The 19,018-nt window shown below is 73.8% G+C and carries 13 protein-coding genes; 5 read left to right on the top strand and 8 right to left on the bottom strand.

Annotated features, from left to right (window positions below; genetic code table 11):
- Positions 1–23: 23 nt before the first annotated feature.
- From AB0F71_RS07495 to AB0F71_RS07485, 3 genes are all read left to right on the top strand, one after another.
- A complete protein-coding gene (locus tag AB0F71_RS07495) occupies positions 24–506 on the top strand; it encodes a hypothetical protein (RefSeq protein ID WP_360229570.1) in 483 nt (160 codons plus the stop codon).
- Complete coding sequence (locus tag AB0F71_RS07490) at positions 506–4,609, top strand: LysM peptidoglycan-binding domain-containing protein (protein WP_360229568.1); 4,104 nt, start codon at positions 506–508, stop codon at positions 4,607–4,609. Before AB0F71_RS07495 ends, AB0F71_RS07490 begins: the two co-directional genes overlap by 1 nt.
- A 241-nt stretch (positions 4,610–4,850) precedes the next feature.
- Positions 4,851–6,032, top strand: coding sequence for a hypothetical protein (locus AB0F71_RS07485; protein WP_360229566.1), 1,182 nt, complete (start codon positions 4,851–4,853; stop codon positions 6,030–6,032).
- Positions 6,033–6,082: 50 nt separating this feature from the next.
- Here the strand turns inward: AB0F71_RS07485 and AB0F71_RS07480 are convergent, their stop codons facing one another.
- Positions 6,083–6,598 (bottom strand): HAD domain-containing protein, encoded by a 516-nt coding sequence (locus AB0F71_RS07480; protein ID WP_360229564.1) that lies wholly within the window; start codon positions 6,596–6,598, stop codon positions 6,083–6,085.
- Between the two features lie 172 nt (positions 6,599–6,770).
- Here AB0F71_RS07480 and AB0F71_RS07475 point away from each other — a divergent pair, with 172 nt between their 5' ends.
- Positions 6,771–8,921, top strand: coding sequence for a hypothetical protein (locus tag AB0F71_RS07475; RefSeq protein ID WP_360229562.1), 2,151 nt, complete (start codon positions 6,771–6,773; stop codon positions 8,919–8,921).
- A gap of 178 nt (positions 8,922–9,099) precedes the next feature.
- Here AB0F71_RS07475 and AB0F71_RS07470 read toward each other — a convergent pair whose 3' ends face one another.
- The 4 genes from AB0F71_RS07470 to AB0F71_RS07455 form a co-directional block, all read right to left on the bottom strand.
- Positions 9,100–10,506, bottom strand: coding sequence for a S53 family peptidase (locus tag AB0F71_RS07470; protein ID WP_360229561.1), 1,407 nt, complete (start codon positions 10,504–10,506; stop codon positions 9,100–9,102).
- A 285-nt stretch (positions 10,507–10,791) separates the two neighbouring features.
- The gene (gene fabG, locus AB0F71_RS07465) at positions 10,792–11,550 is read right to left on the bottom strand and encodes a 3-oxoacyl-ACP reductase FabG (protein ID WP_360229559.1); all 759 of its coding nucleotides are present in this window, start codon (positions 11,548–11,550) and stop codon (positions 10,792–10,794) included.
- A 117-nt stretch (positions 11,551–11,667) separates the two neighbouring features.
- Positions 11,668–12,867, bottom strand: a complete 1,200-nt coding sequence (locus tag AB0F71_RS07460) for an acetyl-CoA C-acyltransferase (RefSeq protein WP_360229557.1) — start codon at positions 12,865–12,867, stop codon at positions 11,668–11,670.
- A gap of 34 nt (positions 12,868–12,901) precedes the next feature.
- Positions 12,902–14,065 carry an acyl-CoA dehydrogenase family protein gene (locus tag AB0F71_RS07455; protein WP_360229927.1) on the bottom strand — a complete coding sequence of 388 codons (1,164 nt, stop codon included), beginning with the start codon at positions 14,063–14,065 and terminating at the stop codon, positions 12,902–12,904.
- A gap of 129 nt (positions 14,066–14,194) precedes the next feature.
- Here AB0F71_RS07455 and AB0F71_RS07450 point away from each other — a divergent pair, with 129 nt between their 5' ends.
- The gene (locus AB0F71_RS07450; RefSeq protein ID WP_360229555.1) at positions 14,195–14,845 is read left to right on the top strand and encodes a TetR/AcrR family transcriptional regulator; all 651 of its coding nucleotides are present in this window, start codon (positions 14,195–14,197) and stop codon (positions 14,843–14,845) included.
- 118 nt (positions 14,846–14,963) lie between these two features.
- Here AB0F71_RS07450 and AB0F71_RS07445 read toward each other — a convergent pair whose 3' ends face one another.
- The 3 genes from AB0F71_RS07445 to egtD all read right to left on the bottom strand — a co-directional run bounded on the left by AB0F71_RS07445 (position 14,964) and on the right by egtD (position 18,996).
- The gene (locus AB0F71_RS07445; RefSeq protein WP_360229925.1) at positions 14,964–16,064 is read right to left on the bottom strand and encodes a nitric oxide synthase oxygenase; all 1,101 of its coding nucleotides are present in this window, start codon (positions 16,062–16,064) and stop codon (positions 14,964–14,966) included.
- A gap of 389 nt (positions 16,065–16,453) precedes the next feature.
- Positions 16,454–17,878: a sugar porter family MFS transporter gene (locus AB0F71_RS07440; RefSeq protein WP_360229553.1), complete on the bottom strand. Its 1,425-nt coding sequence runs from the start codon at positions 17,876–17,878 to the stop codon at positions 16,454–16,456.
- 146 nt (positions 17,879–18,024) lie between these two features.
- The gene (egtD, locus tag AB0F71_RS07435; RefSeq protein WP_360229551.1) at positions 18,025–18,996 is read right to left on the bottom strand and encodes an L-histidine N(alpha)-methyltransferase; all 972 of its coding nucleotides are present in this window, start codon (positions 18,994–18,996) and stop codon (positions 18,025–18,027) included.
- Positions 18,997–19,018: the final 22 nt, after the last annotated feature.

Genomic DNA, 19,018 nt, shown 5'->3' with positions numbered 1-19,018 from the left:
GGGAGCCGGTGGGGAGACATCGTGTGGATCGGGGGGAGGGGGTGCGGGTGCTGAGCGGGCTGCGGGGCCGCCGGCGGCGCACGGTCGGGCGACGGTCCGACCGGGGCGCGGTCGCCCTCTTCGTGGCGATCTGCGCCGCGTACCTGGTGCTCGTCATCGCGCTGGTGATCGACGCGGGCGGCCGCCTGCGGGTCGCCGAACGCACCGACGCCTACGCCCAGGAGGCCGCGCGGGTCGGCGGCCAGCAGCTCGACCAGGCGGACGTGCTGCAGGGGAAGGGCTTCAAGGTCCGCCAGGACTACGTCCGGCAGGCGGCCGGGATCTACCTCGACCGGTACGGCCTGAAGGTGGACGACGTCGTCTTCTCCGACGACGGCAAGGTCGTCACCGTCACCGTGCGGGCCGACTACCGGCCGGTCCTGCTGGGCGCCCTCGGGGAACGGAAGGTAACGGGCAAGGGCAGTGCGACCCTCGTCCACGGAGTCGAGAAAGCGGAGACCGACTGATGGTCGCGCCACGTGCCAAGGACCAGGCCCGTACCGCCCAGGCCCGTACGGTTGGGGCCGGCGCCGGCCCGGGCGGAACCGGGAAGAGCGGAACCGGGCAGGACGGAACAGGGAAGGGCGGCAGGCCGACGGTGAGGGGGCACGCCCGCCCCGGGCGCCGCCGACCCGGCCGTGGCGGCGCGGTGCTCGCCGCGCTCGCCGCCCTGGTGACCCTGCTCGCCCTGCTGTTCGGCGTGCCCGCCCTGCTGCTGTACGGCACCCAGGCTGTCGCCTCGATGGGCGAGGTCGCCTCCGGCGGGGTGGGCGAGGCGCTCACCAGTCCGGACGACGGTCGGTTGTTCCTCTGGCTGCTGGTGGTGGTCGGCTGGCTGGCCTGGGCGTGCTTCGCGCTCTCCGTCCTGCTGGAGGTCCCCGCCCAGCTGCGCGGCCGGATCGCCCGCCGGATCCCGGCCTTCGGCTGGAGCCAGCGGATGGCGGCCGGGCTGGTCGGCTCGGTGCTGGCGCTGCTGCCGGTGGCCGGTTCGGCCTTCGCCGCGGTGCCCGAACTCGCCCAGGGCCCGTCCGCCCAGGCGCAGTTGACCCCGGGCGTGCAGCGGGCCGCGCTGCCCGCCGCCCAACCCGCCCCGGCCCCCGTCCAGGCGGCGGACCAGCAGCCCACCTACACCGTGCGGGACAGCCGTCCGGCCGACAGCCTGTGGTCCATCGCGGAGCGCCAACTGGGCTCCGGGGAACGCTGGGTGGAGATCGCCAAGCTGAACGACGGCCGGATGATGGGGGATTCGGGCATCCGCTTCGACGCGGAGCGCCCGATCCAGCCCGGCTGGGAGCTGCTGATGCCGACGGACGCCAAGCCGGACGAGGCGAAGGCCCCGGCGTCCGGGGCGGCGTCCGGGCAGGCCGCCGGGCAGGCATCGGGGCAGGCCCAGGCGCCTTCGTCCGGCGACACCTCGGCCTCGGCGACGCCCGCCACGGCGCAGGTGCCGCAGGCCGGGACCGAGTCGGGAGCGAGTGGGCCGAAGACGGTGACCGTCCGGTCCGGGGACAGCCTGTCGGCCATCGCCCAGCGGGAACTGGGGGATGCCGAGGCCTGGCCGAAGCTGTTCGAGGCCAACAAGGGCGTCCAGGCACCGGACGGCGAGCGGCTGATCGACCCGGATGTGCTGGAGCCGGGGATGGTGCTCACCGTGCCCGGAGCGGCCGCGCCGGCGGCCGGGCAGACGCCCGCGCCCGAGGGATCCGGGGCCGGAGCTGGAGCCGAGGCCGGGGCCGGGCAGACGCCCGCTCCCGCCGCCACGCCCCAGCCCGCCCCGCCCACCCAGACCCCGGTTCCCGCCCAGGGCGCGCCGGCCACCCAGGCCCCGGCGCCGACCCACGCCCCCGACCGCACGCCCGCACCCGCCCCCGCCGCGCACGCCTCCCCGGCACCCAGCGACGACTACGGCGTCGCCCTCGCCGCCTCCACCGTGGGCGTGCTGCTCGCCGCCGTCATGGTCGGCACCGTCGCCTACAAGCGCGGCACCCAGCAGCGCGGCCGCCGCCCCGGCCACCGCATCGCGATGCCCGAGGCCGAGGCCGCCGCCTTCGAGAACGAACTGATGGTCCGTCAGGACCAGGCCGGCCTGGAGCTGCTCGACCGCGCCCTGCGGACCCTGGCCCGCAACACCACCCGTGGCGGCAAGCGGCTGCCCGCGATCGTGGCGGCCCGGATCACCCCCGACCACACCATCGAACTGCACCTGTCCGGCCCGGCCACCCCGATCGCGCCGTTCCGCGCCGCGCACGCCGCCAACGTCTGGTGGTGCAGCGAGGAGTCCTCCGACCTGCTGAGCCCCGCCCAGGCCCGTAAGACCCACGCGCCCTACCCCGCGCTGGTCACCCTCGGCACCTCGCCCGACGGCTCGGTGGTCCTCGCCGACCTGGAGGCCGTCCGGCTGCTCCACCTGTCCGGACACCCCGACGACGCCCGGGCCGTGCTGCGCACCCTCGCCATCGAGCTCGCCCACAGCCCGCTGGCCGACCGGCTCCACCTGCATCTGGTGGACCTCGCCGAGGAGGTGCCGATCACCGGACCGGCCGCCGAGCGGGTCCACCGCCACCCCACCCTGGAGGCGGCGCTCGCCGCGCTCGGCCCGCGCACCGCCAAGGCCCGCGCCACCCTGGTCGCGGCCGAGGCCGCCAGCCCGCGCGAGGCCCGCAGCCGGGGCCAGGCGGACGAGTCCTGGGTGCCCGAGATCGTGCTCTGCGCCCAGCAGCCCGGCGGGGACACCCCGGCCGAGCTCGGTCGCCTGCTGGACGCCCGCCCGCGCACCTGCGTCGCCGTCATCACCCGCGCCCCCGAGCGCGGCACCGGACCGGTCGCCCGCTGGACCCTGCCGACCGCCGGTCAGGCCGCCATTCCCGGCCTGCACCTGACCGTCGAACTCCAGCGGCTGGACGACCACCAGTACGACCAGGTAGCCGAGTTGCTCCGGGTAGCCGACGACAGCACCCAGTACCCGGCGCCCGCCTGGACCCTGGACGGTCCCGGCCTCGACCCGGACGAGGACACCGACACCACCGAACTCCCGCTCGCCGTACCGGTGCTGGCCGCCGTCGGCGCTGCGGGGGCGGCGGCCGAGGGGGACACGGGGGCGGCGGCCGGGCCCCGGCTGCTGGCCCGGGGCATCGGGACCGGGGCCAGCCCGTTCGCCGGGACGGACCCGGTCGCGCCCGCTCCTGCACCCGGGCCCGCCGCTGTTCCCGCTCCCACGCCGCCCGGCCCGGCGCGCTTCGCCGTCAACGGGCAGGGGCGGCAGGCGGCCACCGGGACGGAGCAGCCCGCCGACGAGGCCACCCGCGGCCTGCGGCTGCCGGGCGCGCCGGGTGTGCCGGGCGCGCCGGGGGAGTCCGCGGAACCGGTTGAAGCGGTTGAGGCGGGCGACCCCGCCGGGGCTGCCGAGCCGACCGGTGCGGACGGTCCGGCCGAGGCCTCGGTGACGGTGCTCCCCGTCCAGCCGGTCCGGCCCGTGGCCCCGCAGGCGCCGGCCGTGCCCGCTGCGCCCGCGCCCCCCGCCGAGCCGGCGCCGACGCACCAGAGCGCGCCCGCGCCCTCCGGCGTCGACCCGCGCGTCCCCGCCCGGCCGGACCCCGGCGTCGGCCCCGTCCCCGTCCCCGTCCCTGGGCCCGTCCCGGGTTCCGAGAACGGTCCTGACAGCGGCCCCGAGGGCGGCTCAGCTGCTACGGCGCCGGCGACGGTCGAGCCCGGCCCGGCCGCCGTCGCGCCCGTCGCCCGGACCACGTCCGGCCGCAGCGACAGCGACGACCTGCTCGCCATCCTGCGCTCCCCGGAGGCGCACACCCCGCGCAACGCCCCCCGGATCCGGCTGCTCGGCCCGGTCGACGTGGCGGGCACCCCCGGTGCCGTCGAACCCGGTGCGCTGCCCCGGCTCACCGAACTCGCCGTCTACCTCGCGCTGCGGCCGGGCGCCGACCACCACGCGCTCGACCACGACCTGCACCCGGGCGCCGCCCACCTCGACCCGCACCCCACCGCCGCCGACGCCAGGAGTCCGCTGCCGGCCAAACTCGCCGACCTGGCGGCCTGGTTCGGCAGCACGCCGGACGGCCGCGCCTACCTGCCCACCGACACCACCGAGGGCTACGCCTTCGCCCCCGCCGTCACCTGCGACTGGGACGAGTTCCGCAGCCTCTACCGGCGCGGCATGCGCAGCACCAGTGCCACCGCCGACGCCGCCCTCGCCCACGCCCTGGCGCTGGTCCGCGGTGCCCCGTTCGCCGAGGCGCCGCCGGCTTCCTACGGCTGGGCCGAGGCCGAGCGCCAGGACATGATCGCCGCGATCGTGGACACCGCCCACGAACTCGCCGCCCGCCGCCTCCAGTACGGCGACCACCGCAGCGCCGAGGCCGCCGTCTTCCGCGGCCTCGCCGTCGCCCCGGACGTCGAACTCCTGCACCGTGACCTCTTCTACGCCTACGCGTCGGCCGGTGCGCGGGACCAGCTCCTGCGCGCCGTCAACCGCCTCGATGCGCTCAGCCGCCGCACCGGCCGGGACCTGGACGCCGACACGGTCGCCCTGCTGCGGGACCTGCTCGCCGGGTCCTGAACCACCGGGGACGTCGCAGGGTTCGCGATTCGTGACGTTCGGTGGTTGTCAGTCGTCGGGCTCCTGCGGTCTTCCGCGCCTGGACGCCCACGACTGCGACCACCACACCGAGCCCGGCTGCGCGGGCCCGCCGTAGGCCCCGCAGTTCTCGGGTGGTGCGAATGGCCGTCCTCCACGCGCACGCCCCGTTGCTCAGTGTGATGATCCGCTTACGAATTGTCGATTCTCCTGGGAGATGGACGTGAAGAGGCGTTTCACCGCTACGGCCTTCCTGCTCGCCCTGCTGGCGAGCATCTCGGCGACGGGCACGGCCCGGGCAGTCCCCGTCACGCCACCCGTGGCCTCGGACTGCTCGCAGGACGTCACCGACGCGTTCAACACCTGGCTGGCCACGGTGCCCGACGGGGCGACCATCCGCCTGGCACGCAACGGCTGTTACCTGTCCAACGGCTCGATCACCTTCACCCAGCGGAGGAACATCGCCATCGAGGGCAACGGCGCGACCGTCAAGGCCACTGTCGACGCGCCCGTGAGTACCAACCGCGCGCGGCTCTGGTTCGACCGCGGGGGCGGCTTCGTGGTCCGTGATCTGACCCTTCAGGGCACGAACTTCTCCGAGCACTGCGCGGTGGTCGCCCAACCCTCCTGTTACGACTCGGCCCGGGAGCACGACGCCGGGGTCAAGATCGGGGGTGCCGACGGCGTTCTGCTCGAACGGCTGCACATCGAGAACACCTGGGGCGACGCCGTGGAGCTCTTCTCCGGCGGAACGTGGGACGGGCAGGGCAACGGAGCCGTGGCGCCGCGCGATGTCACCGTGCGCGACTCCACCGTGCACACGACCGGTCGGCACGCGTTCTCGTGCGACAACTGCCACAACTACGTGATCGAGCACAACGACGTGAGCAACGTCGGCTACTGGATGACCGACGTGGAGATCGAGGGCGCGGTGTGGACCGGGGACGTGACGCTCGTCCGGAACACCTACCGCGATGTCTACCTCGGGCTGCTGGCTGCGGCGAGCGACTACGGCGTGAAGCCCGGTCCGTTCATCCTCCGGGACAACGTCCAGACCAGTGACCCCGTCACCTGTTACCCCCCGGTCTACATCGCGCCGCCGACCAACGAATACGGTCCGGCGCGGGTCACCGGGAACTCCCTGAGGTCGTTCGGCACCACGATCGCGCTCGGCAACGTCTCCCGGGCCGATGTCTCCGGCAACACCACCACCATCCAAGCCGGCGGGTGCGGTGTCGCCGCCGGGGTCGAACTGGTCGACGTGCCGAGCGGCGAGGTCGTCCACAACACGTTCATCGGCGCGGATGCCGTCGTGCAGAACTACTCGTCTACGGTCACCGTGTGCGGCAACCGTACGACGGCGACGGGCCCGTACGACAAGCCGGTGCCCTGCGGCAAGGTGTAGACGGGTCCGCTACGGCCGGTCGGCGCGCCGAGCGTGGCGGCGGAGTGCGGTCAGATGGCGCGCAGCCAGGCGTCGACGGTGGCGAAGTCGGCCTCGGTGAGCCCGACTTGGGGGTTCACGCGGTGCAGCAGGGCGGCGGCGGGGGAGTTGGCCTCGACCCAGCGCCGATCGGCCGGGGTGATCTCGTCGTCCACCCAGACGAACCGGCGTCCGGCCGCCCAGGCGACCAAGGTGCGTGTCTTCCAGTGCAGTTGGGCGCCCGGGTCGCTCTCGTCGCCCGGTCGGTCGGTTTCCGGCCAGTCCACGTACGGCAGCCGGGGCAGGCCCAGTCGGGGTGCGAGGCAGGCGTCGGCGTCCGCCAACCAGGTGGTGGCCCAGACCAGTTGGCAGGGCAGGGCGAGCAGTCGGGGCCCGAGCCCCGGGTCGACCCTGGCCACCAGCGGGTTGCCGGACGGGCCCGCGCCCGGGCCCGGGTAGGCGGGGTAGCCACCGGGCGGCGGGGCGCCGAAGGGGATCAGGGGCCCGTCGACGTCGAGGAACAGCAGGGGGAGCCCCGGATCGGTCATGACGGCACGATAGCGGCCGGTCCCGGCGGTGTGGCGCGCCGATCGGCCACCCGGCCTGGCTCGGGCGTGCCGGGATCTCGTAGGGTGGCGCGCACGGGACGTGGTGGCAGGCACCACGAAGGCAAGGGCATCAGACGCCGCGGACGCGGCGGGGCGGGGCGGTGACCAGAAGATGGCGGAGACGACTGCTGTTTCCGGAGGTCCCGAGCCGACCGCGGACTCGGGCCCCTGGGACGCCGTACCGCCGCAGCCCGCAGGGCGGCCCGAGGAGCACCCGCCCGGGCCCGCCGCACTGTACGAGCCGCCGCCCGCGCCCCCGGCGCCGCCCGCGGCCTTCGCCGCCACGGTGCCGCCCGCTCCGCCGACGGTCGGCCCGCCGCTGCCGCCGGTCGCGCCCACCGGATGGACCCTCACCGGCCTGCCCGCCGCGGGCGCCCAGGCCCACGCCCATGCCCAGGCGGCGCCGCCGTCCGCCGCCGGTGTTCCGGCGGTCTCCACGGCTCCGGCGGGCCCCGGCGGGCTCGGTGCGGCCCCGCGCGGCCGGATCCTGGTGATCGAGGGCGGTTACGGCAACTCCGGCCGCCGCACCTGGGGCCGGGGCGGCCCCGCCCAGGCACCGGTGCTGTCCGCGATGCTCGCGGCCGTGTCGCCGCAGGTACTGCTCGCCGCGGACGCGGTGGACGCCGTCCACCTCCCCGGCGCCAGCGACCCGCACACCGTGCTCGCGCACCTGCGCGCCGCCTCCCGTCACCCGGGCCCGCTGCTGGTCCACCTGGGCGGGCACGTGGTGGCCGACAAGCGCGGCGGGCAGCTCCAGCTCACCCTGCGCGACGCCAGGCAGGACGGCCTGCCCTGGCAGGCGATCGCCGCCGAACTGAGCCACCGTCCGGCCGAATGGCAGACCCTGGTGATCGCCGACCTGAGCGCCGACCAGAACGCCTGGCCCTACCTCCAGGGCACCGTCTCGCCGCTCAGCGAGGGCATCCCGCTGTGGGCGGTCGTCAGCCCGGACCCGGAGCAGATCGGCACCTTCACCCGCGCCCTGATAGAGGCGCTGCACGGCGGCCGCCCGGGCGCGGGCGAGGTGCTCGCCCCCGAGCAGCTGCGCCAGCAGGTGTACTCGGTGCTGCGGCCGGACGTGGTCATCCTCGCCACCCACACCCCGGACCGCCCGGTCTTCCGCAACACCGCCCGCCGGGGCGAGGCCCCGGTGGCGGACGTCGTGCTGCCGGTGCCGGACGTGCTGCCCGTCGCGGACGCGGTGCCGACCGAGCTGCCGTTGCCCGCTGCGGTGCCGCCGCCTCGGCAGGCGGAGCCGCAGGACGCCGTGGCCGAGCGGGCACCGGTGGCGCCCGCCCCGCTGCCGGTCACGCCCGTCGGCGGGCCGGTGAGCCTGGTCAAGCCCGGAGTGCCGCCGACCCCGCCCCGTCCGGTCCGCCCGGTCAGCCTGCGCAAGAAGGGCGAGCAGTCGGCCGAGACGGCTTCGGGGGTGAGCCTGCACAAGCCCGCCGCTCCGGCGGAGGAGGCCCCCGCGGTGGGCGTCACGCTGCGCAAGGCTCTGCCGGAGGCCGTGGAGGCCGTGGAGGCCGTCGAGGCGGTAGGGGCGGTAGAGGCGGCAGAGGTCGTCGAGGCAGCCGGAACCGCCGCTGGTGGCACGGGGGTTGCCGAGCCCACCGAGCCGGCTGAGCCGGTCGAGGAGCCCCGGGACGCTGTCCCGGACGAGACCGGTCCGACGGACGCTGTCCCGGCTGACGCCGTCCCGGCCGAAGCCGTCCTGACCGACGTCGTCCCGACGGACGTTGAACCGGCTGCCGAGGGACCGACCGACCAGCCGCCCGCCCCGGCCGAGGAGCCGGCCACCAACGTGCCGCGCGAGGACTACCGCGAGGTGATCGGACGGATCGTCCGCAGCGCCGACGCGGGGGACCACGCCGCCGCCACCGATCTCGCCTTCGCCCTCGAACTGGAGGCGATCGCCGAGCACGGGGCCGTCTCCGAGCCGGTCCTCCAGGTGCGCCAGGTGCGCGCCCACGTGTGCCGGCTCGCGGGCCGGACCGCGGAGGCGGCCGCCATCTACCGTGAGGTCGCCCTGACGCTGCTCCGCTCGCAGGGCGCCGACCACCAGGAGACCCAGCGGGCGGCCACCAACGCCGAGGCCTGCTGGCGCTCGATCACCGACCGGGCGGAGGCGATCCGGATCGCCCCGGAGATCATCGAGCTGCGCGCCTTCCTCCCGGGCCCGGACAACCGCAAGCTCCGCGCCGCCGAGCGCTATCTGGCCCAACTCGCCGCCGCCGCACCGGCAGTGGCCGACCAGGCCTGACGGCTGCGAACAGCGGCCAGAGGACAGCGAACAGATGACAGGTAACAGATAACAGAAAACAGCGAACGGATAACAGATGTTGAAATCTGTTATCCGTTCGCTGTTACTTGTCAGCCGTCAGGAACCGCGTCCCGACCGACTGCTCGCTGTTCTCCGTTTATCGCTTACCGCTTACCGCTTACTGCTCGTTGCCCTGGCTGTTGTCGTCGAACCGCACGTCGCCCGCGATCGCGTGGACGAACTTGGTGCCGTCGATGGTGCCGAGGCCGGACGCGAGGTCGTAGCCCTCGGCGGCGTTGTAGCCGGTGACGCCGCCCCAGCCGTTGTCGCCGTCCTTGACGTCGACGATGCCGCTCCACTTGCTCGGCAGCAGGCTCAGGCCGTACAGGCTCGGGTTGAGCTGGCCGAGGCGGTGCCCGGCGAGCTGGTCGGCGAGCGCGACGATGCCCGAGAACAGCGGGGTGGCCTCGCTGGTGCCGCCGGTGAGGTGCCAGCCGACCGCGGTCGGGTCGTAGGACTCGTAGGTCCAGGCGGCGCCGTCGACGGCGGCGCTCATGCTGATGTCCGGGGTGCCGCGGTGGTTGCCGGTGACGTCGGAGACGCCGGCCTGGTACCACGGGCGCGAGAAGATGCCGGACACGCCACCGCCGCCGGCGCCGGACTTGTCGTGCCACACCTTGTCGGCCGCGGTGCGCTTGCCGCTGTCGTCCAGGGTCAGCTGGGTGCCGCCGATGGAGGTGACCAGCGGGTCCGAGGACGGCCAGGAGTTGACCTTGAACGGGTACAGGTCCGTGCCGTTGGTCTGCGAGTCGGTGGCGCCGTTGTCGCCGGAGGCGGCGAGCACGGTGACGTTGCGGTCGGCGGCGGCCTTGAAGGCGTAGCGCAGGTCGGTCAGCGACTTGAAGTCGCCCTTGTCGTAACCCGGGAAGGTGTTCTCGGTGGCGCCGAAGCTCTGCGAGATGACGTCGCCGATGCCCTTCTTGATCAGGTCCTTCTCGGCGTCCATCATCTCGGGCAGGCCGGTGGTGCCCTCGGTCTCGGCGACGCCGGTCTCGACCAGGATGATGTGGGCGTCGGGGGCCATCGCGTGGGCGTACTCGACGTCCAGGGTGGTCTCGCCGGCCCAGCCGGTGTGGTCGGGGTTCTTCGGGTCGAAGACGGGGACGTTGCCCCACTTCCGCACCTCGACCTGGGTGTCCTTGATGCCCCACTGCTTGTCGAAGACCTCCAGGTCGTGCTGGATGGTCGGCGAGCCGAAGGAGTCGACGATGACGATGGTCCGGCCCTTGCCGGTGATGCCCTCCTTGTACAGCGGGGCCAGGTTGTAGGCGGCCTGGTACTGGACCGGCGAGTAGCAGTGGATGCCGATCTGGCTGACGCACTGGGTGGTGCTCAGCGGCGCCGGGCGGGTCGTGGCGAGGTGGTGGCCGAAGGAGGCCGGGCGGACGTGGACGCCCGAGAGGTCGTGCGCGGGGGCGGCGGTCGCGGCGCCGACGGCCGGAACGGCGACGGTGCCCGCGGTGAGGGCGGTGGCCCCCACGGCGAGCAGAGCCAGGGCACGGCGGAGGGAGGCGGGGCTGCCCATGGAACTCCTTGGGACGCAGAGGGCCCGACCAGGTCCGGTCGGGTCGGTTCGGCCATCCCATCGAGTGCCGCATGATCATGCCATAGTCATTTGGTGGGGTCGCTCGACCAGGTCCATGGTCATGATCGGCCACGCGAAAGGGTAAAGGCCGTCCCAGGGAAAAGTAACCACGCACCTGGGACGGCCATGTGATGACGCGTCAGTAATATTCAATGAATATTAACCGTATCTTCCCAGCACCCACCCAATTCGCGTACGGGTGCCGGATGTCCGCGCCGGCCGGAGCTACCGGGCCCCACCGTTGACGTACAGTGTCTGCCCGCTCACGTACGAGGCGTCCTCGCTCGCCAGGAAGGCCACCACCGAGGCGACCTCCTCCGGCTGCCCGACCCGGCGCAGCGGCGTGCGGGAGGCCACCTCGGTCTGGTGGTCCTCGGCGGTGGCGCCGACCCGCTCGGCGGTGGCGGCCGTCATCGCGGTGGCGATGTAGCCCGGGGCGACGGCGTTGACGTTGATGTTGAACGGCCCCAGCTCGATCGCCAGGGTCGCGGTGAGCCCCTGGATGCCGGCCTTGGCGGCCGCGTAGTTGGCCTGGCCCCGGTTGCCGAGCGCGGAGCGCGAGCTGAGCGAGACGATCTTCCCGTACTTCTGCGCCACCATGTACTTCTGCGCCACGTGGCTGCAGTTGTACGCGCTGGTCAGGTTGACCGTCAGGACGGTGTCCCAGTCGGCCTTGGGCATCTTGAAGAACAGGTTGTCCCGGGTGATCCCGGCGTTGTTGACCAGGATGTGCAGTCCGCCGAGTTCCTCCGCGACCCGGGCGAAGACCTCGTCGACGGCGTCGTAGTCGGCCACGTCGCAGCCGTAGGCCCGGGCGGTGCCGCCCTTGGCGGTGATCTCGGCGACCGTCCCGGCCGCCCGCTCGGCGGTCAGGTCGACCACCGCGACGCTCGCGCCCTCCTCCGCCAGCCGACGGGCGGTGGCCGCGCCGATGCCCTGTGCCGCGCCGGTCACCACGGCGACCTTCCCTGCGAACCGTGCCATGTCCGTTCCTCCGCTCACTGGATGCTCCCGCTCACTCGAAACCTGTCCCGAAACCCTGTCCCGGAACCTGTGCCGAAACTGTCCCGGAACCCGTCCCGAAACCTGTCCCGACCCGTCTCAGACGTTCTCGACCAGCACGGCCGTACCCTGCCCCACGCCCACGCACATCGTGGCCAGGCCGCGCCGGGCGCCGGTGCGGCGCATGCGGTGCAGCAGCGTGGTGAGGATGCGGGCGCCCGAGCCGCCCAGCGGGTGGCCGAGGGCGATCGCCCCGCCGCTGGGGTTGACCACCTCGTCGGCCCGTTCCGGGCTGAACCCGATGCCGTCGGCGGAGGCCAGCGCCTGGGCGGCGAAGGCCTCGTTCAGTTCGGCGGTGTCCAGGTCGGCGAGGTCCCACCCGGCCCGGCCGAGCACCTTGGCGGTGGCGGGTACCGGCCCGATGCCCATCACGTCCGGGTGCACCCCGGCCGAGGCCCCGGCCACGTACCGGCCGAGCGGCTGCAGTCCGAGGTCGTGCAGCGCCTCCTCGCTGACCAGGACGAGCCCGGCCGCGCCGTCGTTCATCGGTGAGGCGTTCCCGGCCGTGACGGTGCCGCCCGGGCGGAAGGCCGGCTTGAGGCGGGCGAGCTTGTCGAGGCTGGTGTCCTCGCGGATGCCCTCGTCCTGGCTCACCGTCACCCCGTCCGGCCGCTCGACCGGGACCAGTTCGGCGTCGAAGTGCCCGTCCTTGCGGGCGGCGGCGGCCCGCTGGTGGCTGCGCAGCGCGAAGGCGTCCTGGCGCTCGCGCCCGATGCCGTACCGGGCGGCCACCTCCTCCGCGGTCTCGCCCATGCTGAGCACGCCGTGCAGTTCGGCCATCCGCGGGTTGGTGAGCCGCCAGCCGAGCCGGGTGTCGTAGGTCTCGATCCGGTGCGGCAGCGCCTCGTCGGGGCGGGGCAGGACGAACGGCGCGCGGGTCATCGACTCGCAGCCGCCCGCCAGCACCACGTCGGCCTCGCCGGAGCCGATCGCCCGGGCGGCGAGGGTGACGGCCTCCAGGCCGGAGGCGCAGAGCCGGTTGACGGTGGCGCCGGGGACGGTCTCCGGCAGGCCGGCCAGCAGGACGGCCATCCGGGCGGCGTTGCGGTTGTCCTCGCCGGCCTGGTTGGCGGCGCCCCAGTAGACGTCGTCGATCCGGGCCGGGTCGAGGGCGGGTACGTCGGCGAGCAGGGCGCGCAGCACGGTGGCCGAGAGGTCGTCCGGCCGGACCGTGGCGAGCGCTCCGCGCAGTCGGCCGATGGGTGTGCGGCGGGCTGCGGCGAAGTAGACAGGGCGCACGTCGTGCTCCTTATCGGATGATCGGGGTGGTGGGTCAGAAGGCGTTGACGCCGGTCAGGGCGCGCCCGATGAGCAGTTGGTGGATCTGGCTGGTGCCCTCGTAGAGGGTCATCACCCGCGCGTCGCGCAGGTACTTGCCGACCGGGTACTCGTCGATGAAGCCGTAGCCGCCGAACACCTGGAGCGCGTTGTTGGCGGCCCGGACGGCGGCCTCGCTCGCGTAGAGCTTGGCGACGGAGGACTCGGTGGCGAACGGGAGGCCGCGTTCGATGTGGTCGGCGACCTTCCAGGTGAGCAGCCGGGCCGCCTCGACGTCGACCGCGATGCCGGCCAGCAGTTCCTGGACGAGCTGGTGCGAGGCGATCGGCTTGCCGAACTGCTCGCGCTCGCCGGCGTAGCGGACGGCGGCCTCCAGGCAGGCCCGGGCGATGCCGACGCAGCCGGCCGCGACCGACATCCGGCCCTTGGCCAGGGCCGCCATCGCCACCGTGAAGCCCTTGCCGACCTCGCCGAGCCGGGCGCTGTCGGGCACCCGGACGCCGTCCAGGTCGAGTCCGGCGGTGGTCTGGCCGCGCAGGCCGAGCTTGCCGTGGATCTCGGTGCGGCCGAAGCCGGGCAGGCCGGTGGGGACGAGGAAGGCGGTGATGCCCCGGTGGCCCTGCTGCTCGGAGTGGTCGCCGCCGGTGCGGGCGAAGACCAGGGCGACGTCGGCCCAGGTGCCGTTGGTGATGAAGGTCTTGGCGCCGCTGATCAGCCAGTCGTCGCCGTCGCGCACGGCCCGGGTGGTGAGGTGGGCGGCGTCCGAGCCGGTGCCGGGTTCGGTGAGGGCGAAGCAGGCCAGGGCCTCGCCCGAGGTGAGCCGGGGCAGCCAGTGCCGCTTCTGCTCCTCGGTGCCGAAGGCGTTGATCGACTTGCCGACCAGGCCGAGCGAGACCGAGACGATCCCGCGCACGGCCGAGTCGCCGCGCCCGAGTTCCTCCAGGACCAGGCAGTAGGCGAGGTGGTCGCCGCCGCTGCCGCCGTACTCCTCGGGGATGGTCAGGCCGAGGAAGCCGACCTTCCCGAGCTTGCCGATGATCGCGCGGTCCACCTGTTCGGCGCGGTCCCACTCGGCGGCGTACGGCACGATCTCGCGGTCGGTGAACGAGGCGGCCAGCTCGCGGACGGCGGCCTGTTCCTCGGACAACTCCAGGTTCACGACGGTGCCCACCTCGTTAAACTAGCGCTGCAAGTTTTACGTGTGGACTGTAGACCCGACCCGCCCGTGCTGGGAAGGGGCACCTGCCAGAATCGGTCCCCACCCCACCCGACCGGAGGTAGCGACCCGATGGCTCGCCCGCGCACCCCGCTGCTCAGCCGTGAGCTCATCGTCACGGCCGCCCTGCGGCTGATCGACGACGAGGGGCTGGAGGCGCTCTCCACCCGCCGCCTCGCGGCCGGGCTCTCGGTCAGCGGGCCCTCGCTCTACAACCACTTCGCCACCAAGGACGAGCTGCTGGACGCGGTGGTGGACAGCGTGATCGGCGAGGTCGACCTGGCGATGTTCGACGACCGGGCCACCCCCTGGCCGGAGGCGCTGCGCGACTGGGCGCGCTCCTACCGCGCCGCGCTGGCCGCCCACCCCAACATCGTCCCGGTGCTCGCCCAGGGGCCGGGGCGGCGGCCCAACGCGCTGCGGCTGGCCGACGCCGTGTTCGGGCACCTGGTCGGTTCCGGGTGGCCGCGCGGCCAGGCCACCCGGATCGGCGCGCTGATGCGCTACTTCGTCACCGGCTCCGCGCTGGCCTCCTTCGCGGCCGGCTTCCCGGCGGACGCCGAGGTGTACGACGCGGCCGACTACCCGCACCTCGGCGAGGCCCACCGGCTCGCGGGGCACCGGGGTTCGGTCGACGAGGGCGCCTTCGAGACCGGCCTGGAGGCACTGCTGGACGGGCTCGTGCTGCGTTTCGAGCGCCTGGCGGTGCGGTCGCCCTCGTAGTCGCGGGCGACCGGCGGTCCCACCGGTCCCACCGGTCCCACCGGGGGCGCCGGGGGCGCCGGGCACGCCGCGGACGCCGGGGTCACGGGAGCCGCCGGAGCCGCGGCGCCCGCCCTGGTCACCAGCGCTCGCGGGCCAGGAAGGCCGGTCGCTGCTCCGGGTCCACCGGGTCGTAGTACCGGTGGTAGACCGGGGTCAGCCCGCCGGAGACCGGGGGCACGATCCAGCTCCAGTCCGCCGGGGTCGGGCGGCCCAGGCGCTGCTCCTGGGCGACGTGCTTGAGGAAGCGCGCCGACTCGGTGTGGTGGTCCGCGATCGTCACCCCGGCCTCCTGGAAGGAGTGCAGCACCGCGAGGTTGAGCTCGACCAGAGCGCGGTCGCGCCAGAGCGTGCGCTCGCTGGAGGTGTCCAGGCCCAGCCCTTCGGCGACCGTGCCGAGCATGTCGTAGCGGTCGGCGTCGGCCAGGTTGCGGGCGCCGATCTCGGTGCCCATGTACCAGCCGTTGAACGGCGCGGTGGGGTAGCGGACGCCGCCGATCTCCAGCGTCATGTCGCTGATCGCGGGCACCGCGTACCAGCGCAGCCCGAGGTCGGCGAACCAGGCGTGCTCGGGGTGGCTCAGCGGCACCTCCAGGGTGGTGTCGTCCGGCAGGCCGTACCAGCGCGGGCGCTCCTGCGGGCCTTCCTGGAGCAGCAGCGGCAGCACCTCGAAGCGGTCCTCGGCGCACTTCCAGCCGAGCCCGCGGGCCAGCTCGGCGAGTTCGGCGCCCGCCGGGTCGCCGACCACGGCGCCGTCGACCCGGTGCCCGGCGTAGCGGACCAGCTGCTGGTTGAGGATCCGCGGGGCCGGGCGGCCTGGGCGGTCCGGGGCGAACACCGAGACCACCGGGCGGATCCGGCCGCCGTTGCCCGCCAGCCGGAGGTGCTCGAAGCACTCGGCGGCGATGTCGTCGGGGTCGGACAGGTGGCGCAGGTCGCGGACCACCAGGCTGCGCCAGTACAGCCGGCCGATGCAGCGGGCGGCGTTGCGCCAGGCGAGCTTGGCGCCGTAGGCGAGTTCGGCGGGGGTGTGGTGGTAGCTGCCGGTGCGGTCGATCTCCTCCCGGACGGCGCGCAGCCTCGGCCCCGGGTCCCCGGCGGTGGGTTGCTCGCGGTGGAACTGCCGGACGAACTCGGCGGCCTGCCCGGGGTCGGTGAACGGCGGTGGCGCGGGCGGCAGTTGCGGCTCGGGGGCCGGCTGTGCGGCCAGCTGCGAGGTCGGGTGCGGGGCCGGGTGGGGGCTCGGGTGCGGGGTCGGCTGCGGGGCCGGGTGGGGGTCCGACTGCGGGTCCGGCCGCAGCCTCGGCCCGGGGGTCGGCGGTACGGGTGGCGCGAAGCCCGTCGCGGGGTGCGCGTGGGCGTACGGGCAGCCGCCGCTCGGGGCGGTGGCGGTTCTGCGGGTGCGGAGCCGGTTGAAGATCAAGGACACATCCCTCCTGGCGAACAGGAGTACCGGAGGTGCCCGGCCCACCGCAGGGAGTGAACGATTCGGCCCCCGCACCCGCGCTCTGCGCGCTAGGGTGCGGGGGCCGAAGGTCGGATCGTACGACCGGAAGGCGGGGGCTTCGGTCAGCCCATGTCCTCCAGGCGGATGCCCTTGGTCTCCTTCATGTACTTCGCCACGAAGACGATCGACAGGGCCGCGAAGGCCGCGTACACCAGGTAGGTCGCCGAGAGGTTCCAGCGCGAGAGCGACGGGAACGACACGGTGATGGCCCAGTTGGCGATCCACTGCGCGGAGGCGGCGACGGAGAGCGCGGCGGCGCGGATCCGGTTCGGGAACATCTCGCCGAGCATCACCCAGACGACCACGCCCCAGGACATCGCGAAGAACAGCACGAAGGCGTTGGCGGAGATCAGCGCGACGGTGCCCTGGAGGTCGGGCAGCGTGACGTTGTCGCCGGAGCCGGTCGCGGAGGAGAACGCCCAGCCCGCGGCGGCCAGGGTGACGGCCATGCCCGCCGAGCCGATCAGGGCGAGCGGCTTGCGGCCGATCCGGTCGACCAGCAGGATCGCGATCACGGTGCCGAGGATGTTGATGACCGAGCCGATGAAGCTGATCAGCAGCGAGTTGCTCTGGTCGATGCCGACCGACTGCCACAGGATCGACGAGTAGTAGAAGATCACGTTGATGCCGACCAGCTGCTGGAAGACCGACAGGCCGATGCCGACCCAGACGATCGGGAGCAGGCCGAAGCGGCCGCCGAGCAGGTCGCGGAAGCGCGGGCGGTGGTCGGAGGCGATCAGCGACTGGATCTCGGCGATCCGGGCGTCGGTGTCGATGCCCTCGCCCTCGACCTCGGCCAGCACCTTGCGGGCGTCGTCCAGGCGCTCGGCCTGGATCAGGTAGCGGGGGGACTCCGGGATCACCGAGGAGAGCACGAAGTAGACCGCGGCCGGCACCACGCAGACGCCGAGCATCCACTGCCAGGCCTCCAGGCCGAGCAGCCGGCCGCGGGTGTCACCGCCGGCGGCGTCCGCCAGCACCCAGTTGACCAGCTGGGATATCGCGATGCCGAGCACGATGGCGGCCTGCTGGAAGGAGGCCAGCCGGCCGCGGTACTTGGTCGGCGCGACCTCGGCGATGTAGGTCGGGGCGATCACCGAGGCGATGCCGATGGCCGCGCCGCCGAGGACGCGCCACAGGGCGAGGTCCCAGGGGGAGAACGGCAGCATCGAGCCGACGGCGCTGACCGCGAACAGCAGCGCGCCCGCCTTCATGACCTTGATCCGGCCGTAGCGGTCGGCGAACCGGCCGGCCAGCGCGGCACCGACCGCGGAGCCCAGCAGCGCCGAGGAGACGATCAGGCCGGTCTCGCCGCTGCCGACTCCGAACTTCCCCTGGATGCCGGAGACGGCGCCGTTGATCACGGAGCTGTCGTAGCCGAACAGGAAGCCGCCCAGGGCAGCGGCGGCGGTGATGAAGACGACGAAGCCGAGGCGGCCGGGCGCAGTGGCCTCGGCCGCCCCGGAGGGCTTCTGGGTGACGCTCACGATCTTGACTCCTGGTACTCAACGCTGAGCTCGGTAGCCGAGATCGTAACCCCTATTCGTTCAAGCCTTGTAGACGGGGAGGCTCAAGTTTTGCTCTGAGAATTCGTAAGGTGAACAAGCAAATTGGGCCTCCGGGGGTGCTTCGCTCAGGCCGGGGCGGAGAGCGAGAGTCCGAACCGGCCCTCGGGGTCCGTCCACCAGTGGGTCAGCCGCAGCCCGGCCGCGGCCAGCTCCCCGGCCACCCGCTCCCGGCGGAACTTGGCCGACACCTCGGTGCGCAGTTCCTCGCCCCGGTCGAAGTGCACCGGCAGGTTCAGGGCCGGGATCTTCACGGTCTGCGAGCGCAGCGAGCGCAGCCGCATCTCGATCCACTCCTGCTCCGGGTCCCAGAGCGCGACGTGCTCGAAGGCCTCCGGGTCGAAGTCGGCGCCCAGCTCGCGGTTGAGCACGTTGAGCACGTTGCGGTTGAACTCGGCGGTCACCCCGGCGGAGTCGTCGTAGGCGGCGACCAGCACCGCCGGGTCCTTGACCAGGTCGGTGCCGAGCAGCAGGAAGTCACCCGGGTCGAGGGCGGCGCGCAGGCCGCGCAGGAAGCCGGCCCGCTCCTGGGGCAGCAGGTTGCCGAGGGTGCCGCCGAGGAAGGCGACCAGGCGCGGGCCGCCCTCCGGGGGCAGGCCGAGGCGGGCGGTGAAGTCGGCCAGTACGCCGTGCACGGCCAGTCCGGGGTACTCGGTGGCGAGTGCGGTGCCGGCCGCGACCAGGGCGCTCTCGCTGACGTCCACCGGGACGTAGGTCTCCAGGTCGCCGGTCGAGCGCAGCGCGTCCAGCAGCAGCCGGGTCTTCTCGGAGGAGCCGGAGCCCAGTTCGACCAGGGTGTGGGCGCGGGTGGCGGCGGCGATCTCGCCGGCCCGGGCGTTGAGGATGGCCCGCTCGGCGCGGGTCGGGTAGTACTCGGGCAGCCGGGTGATCTCCTCGAACAGCTCGCTGCCCCGGGCGTCGTAGAACCACTTCGGCGGCAGCCACTTGGGGTCGGCGGTCAGTCCGTGCCGCACGTCGTGGTGCAGCGCGGTGCTGAAGTGGTCGGCGGGCAGCAGTCGGGTGAGATCGAAGGTGTCCATGACAGGGTGGTTCCTCTGTTCA

This window comes from Kitasatospora sp. NPDC028055, from assembly GCF_040637885.1.
In the GTDB taxonomy this organism is placed as follows: Bacteria; Actinomycetota; Actinomycetes; order Streptomycetales; family Streptomycetaceae; genus Kitasatospora.
Note: the sequence above shows the minus strand (reverse complement) of the source record. Positions and strands in the feature narration are given on the sequence as shown.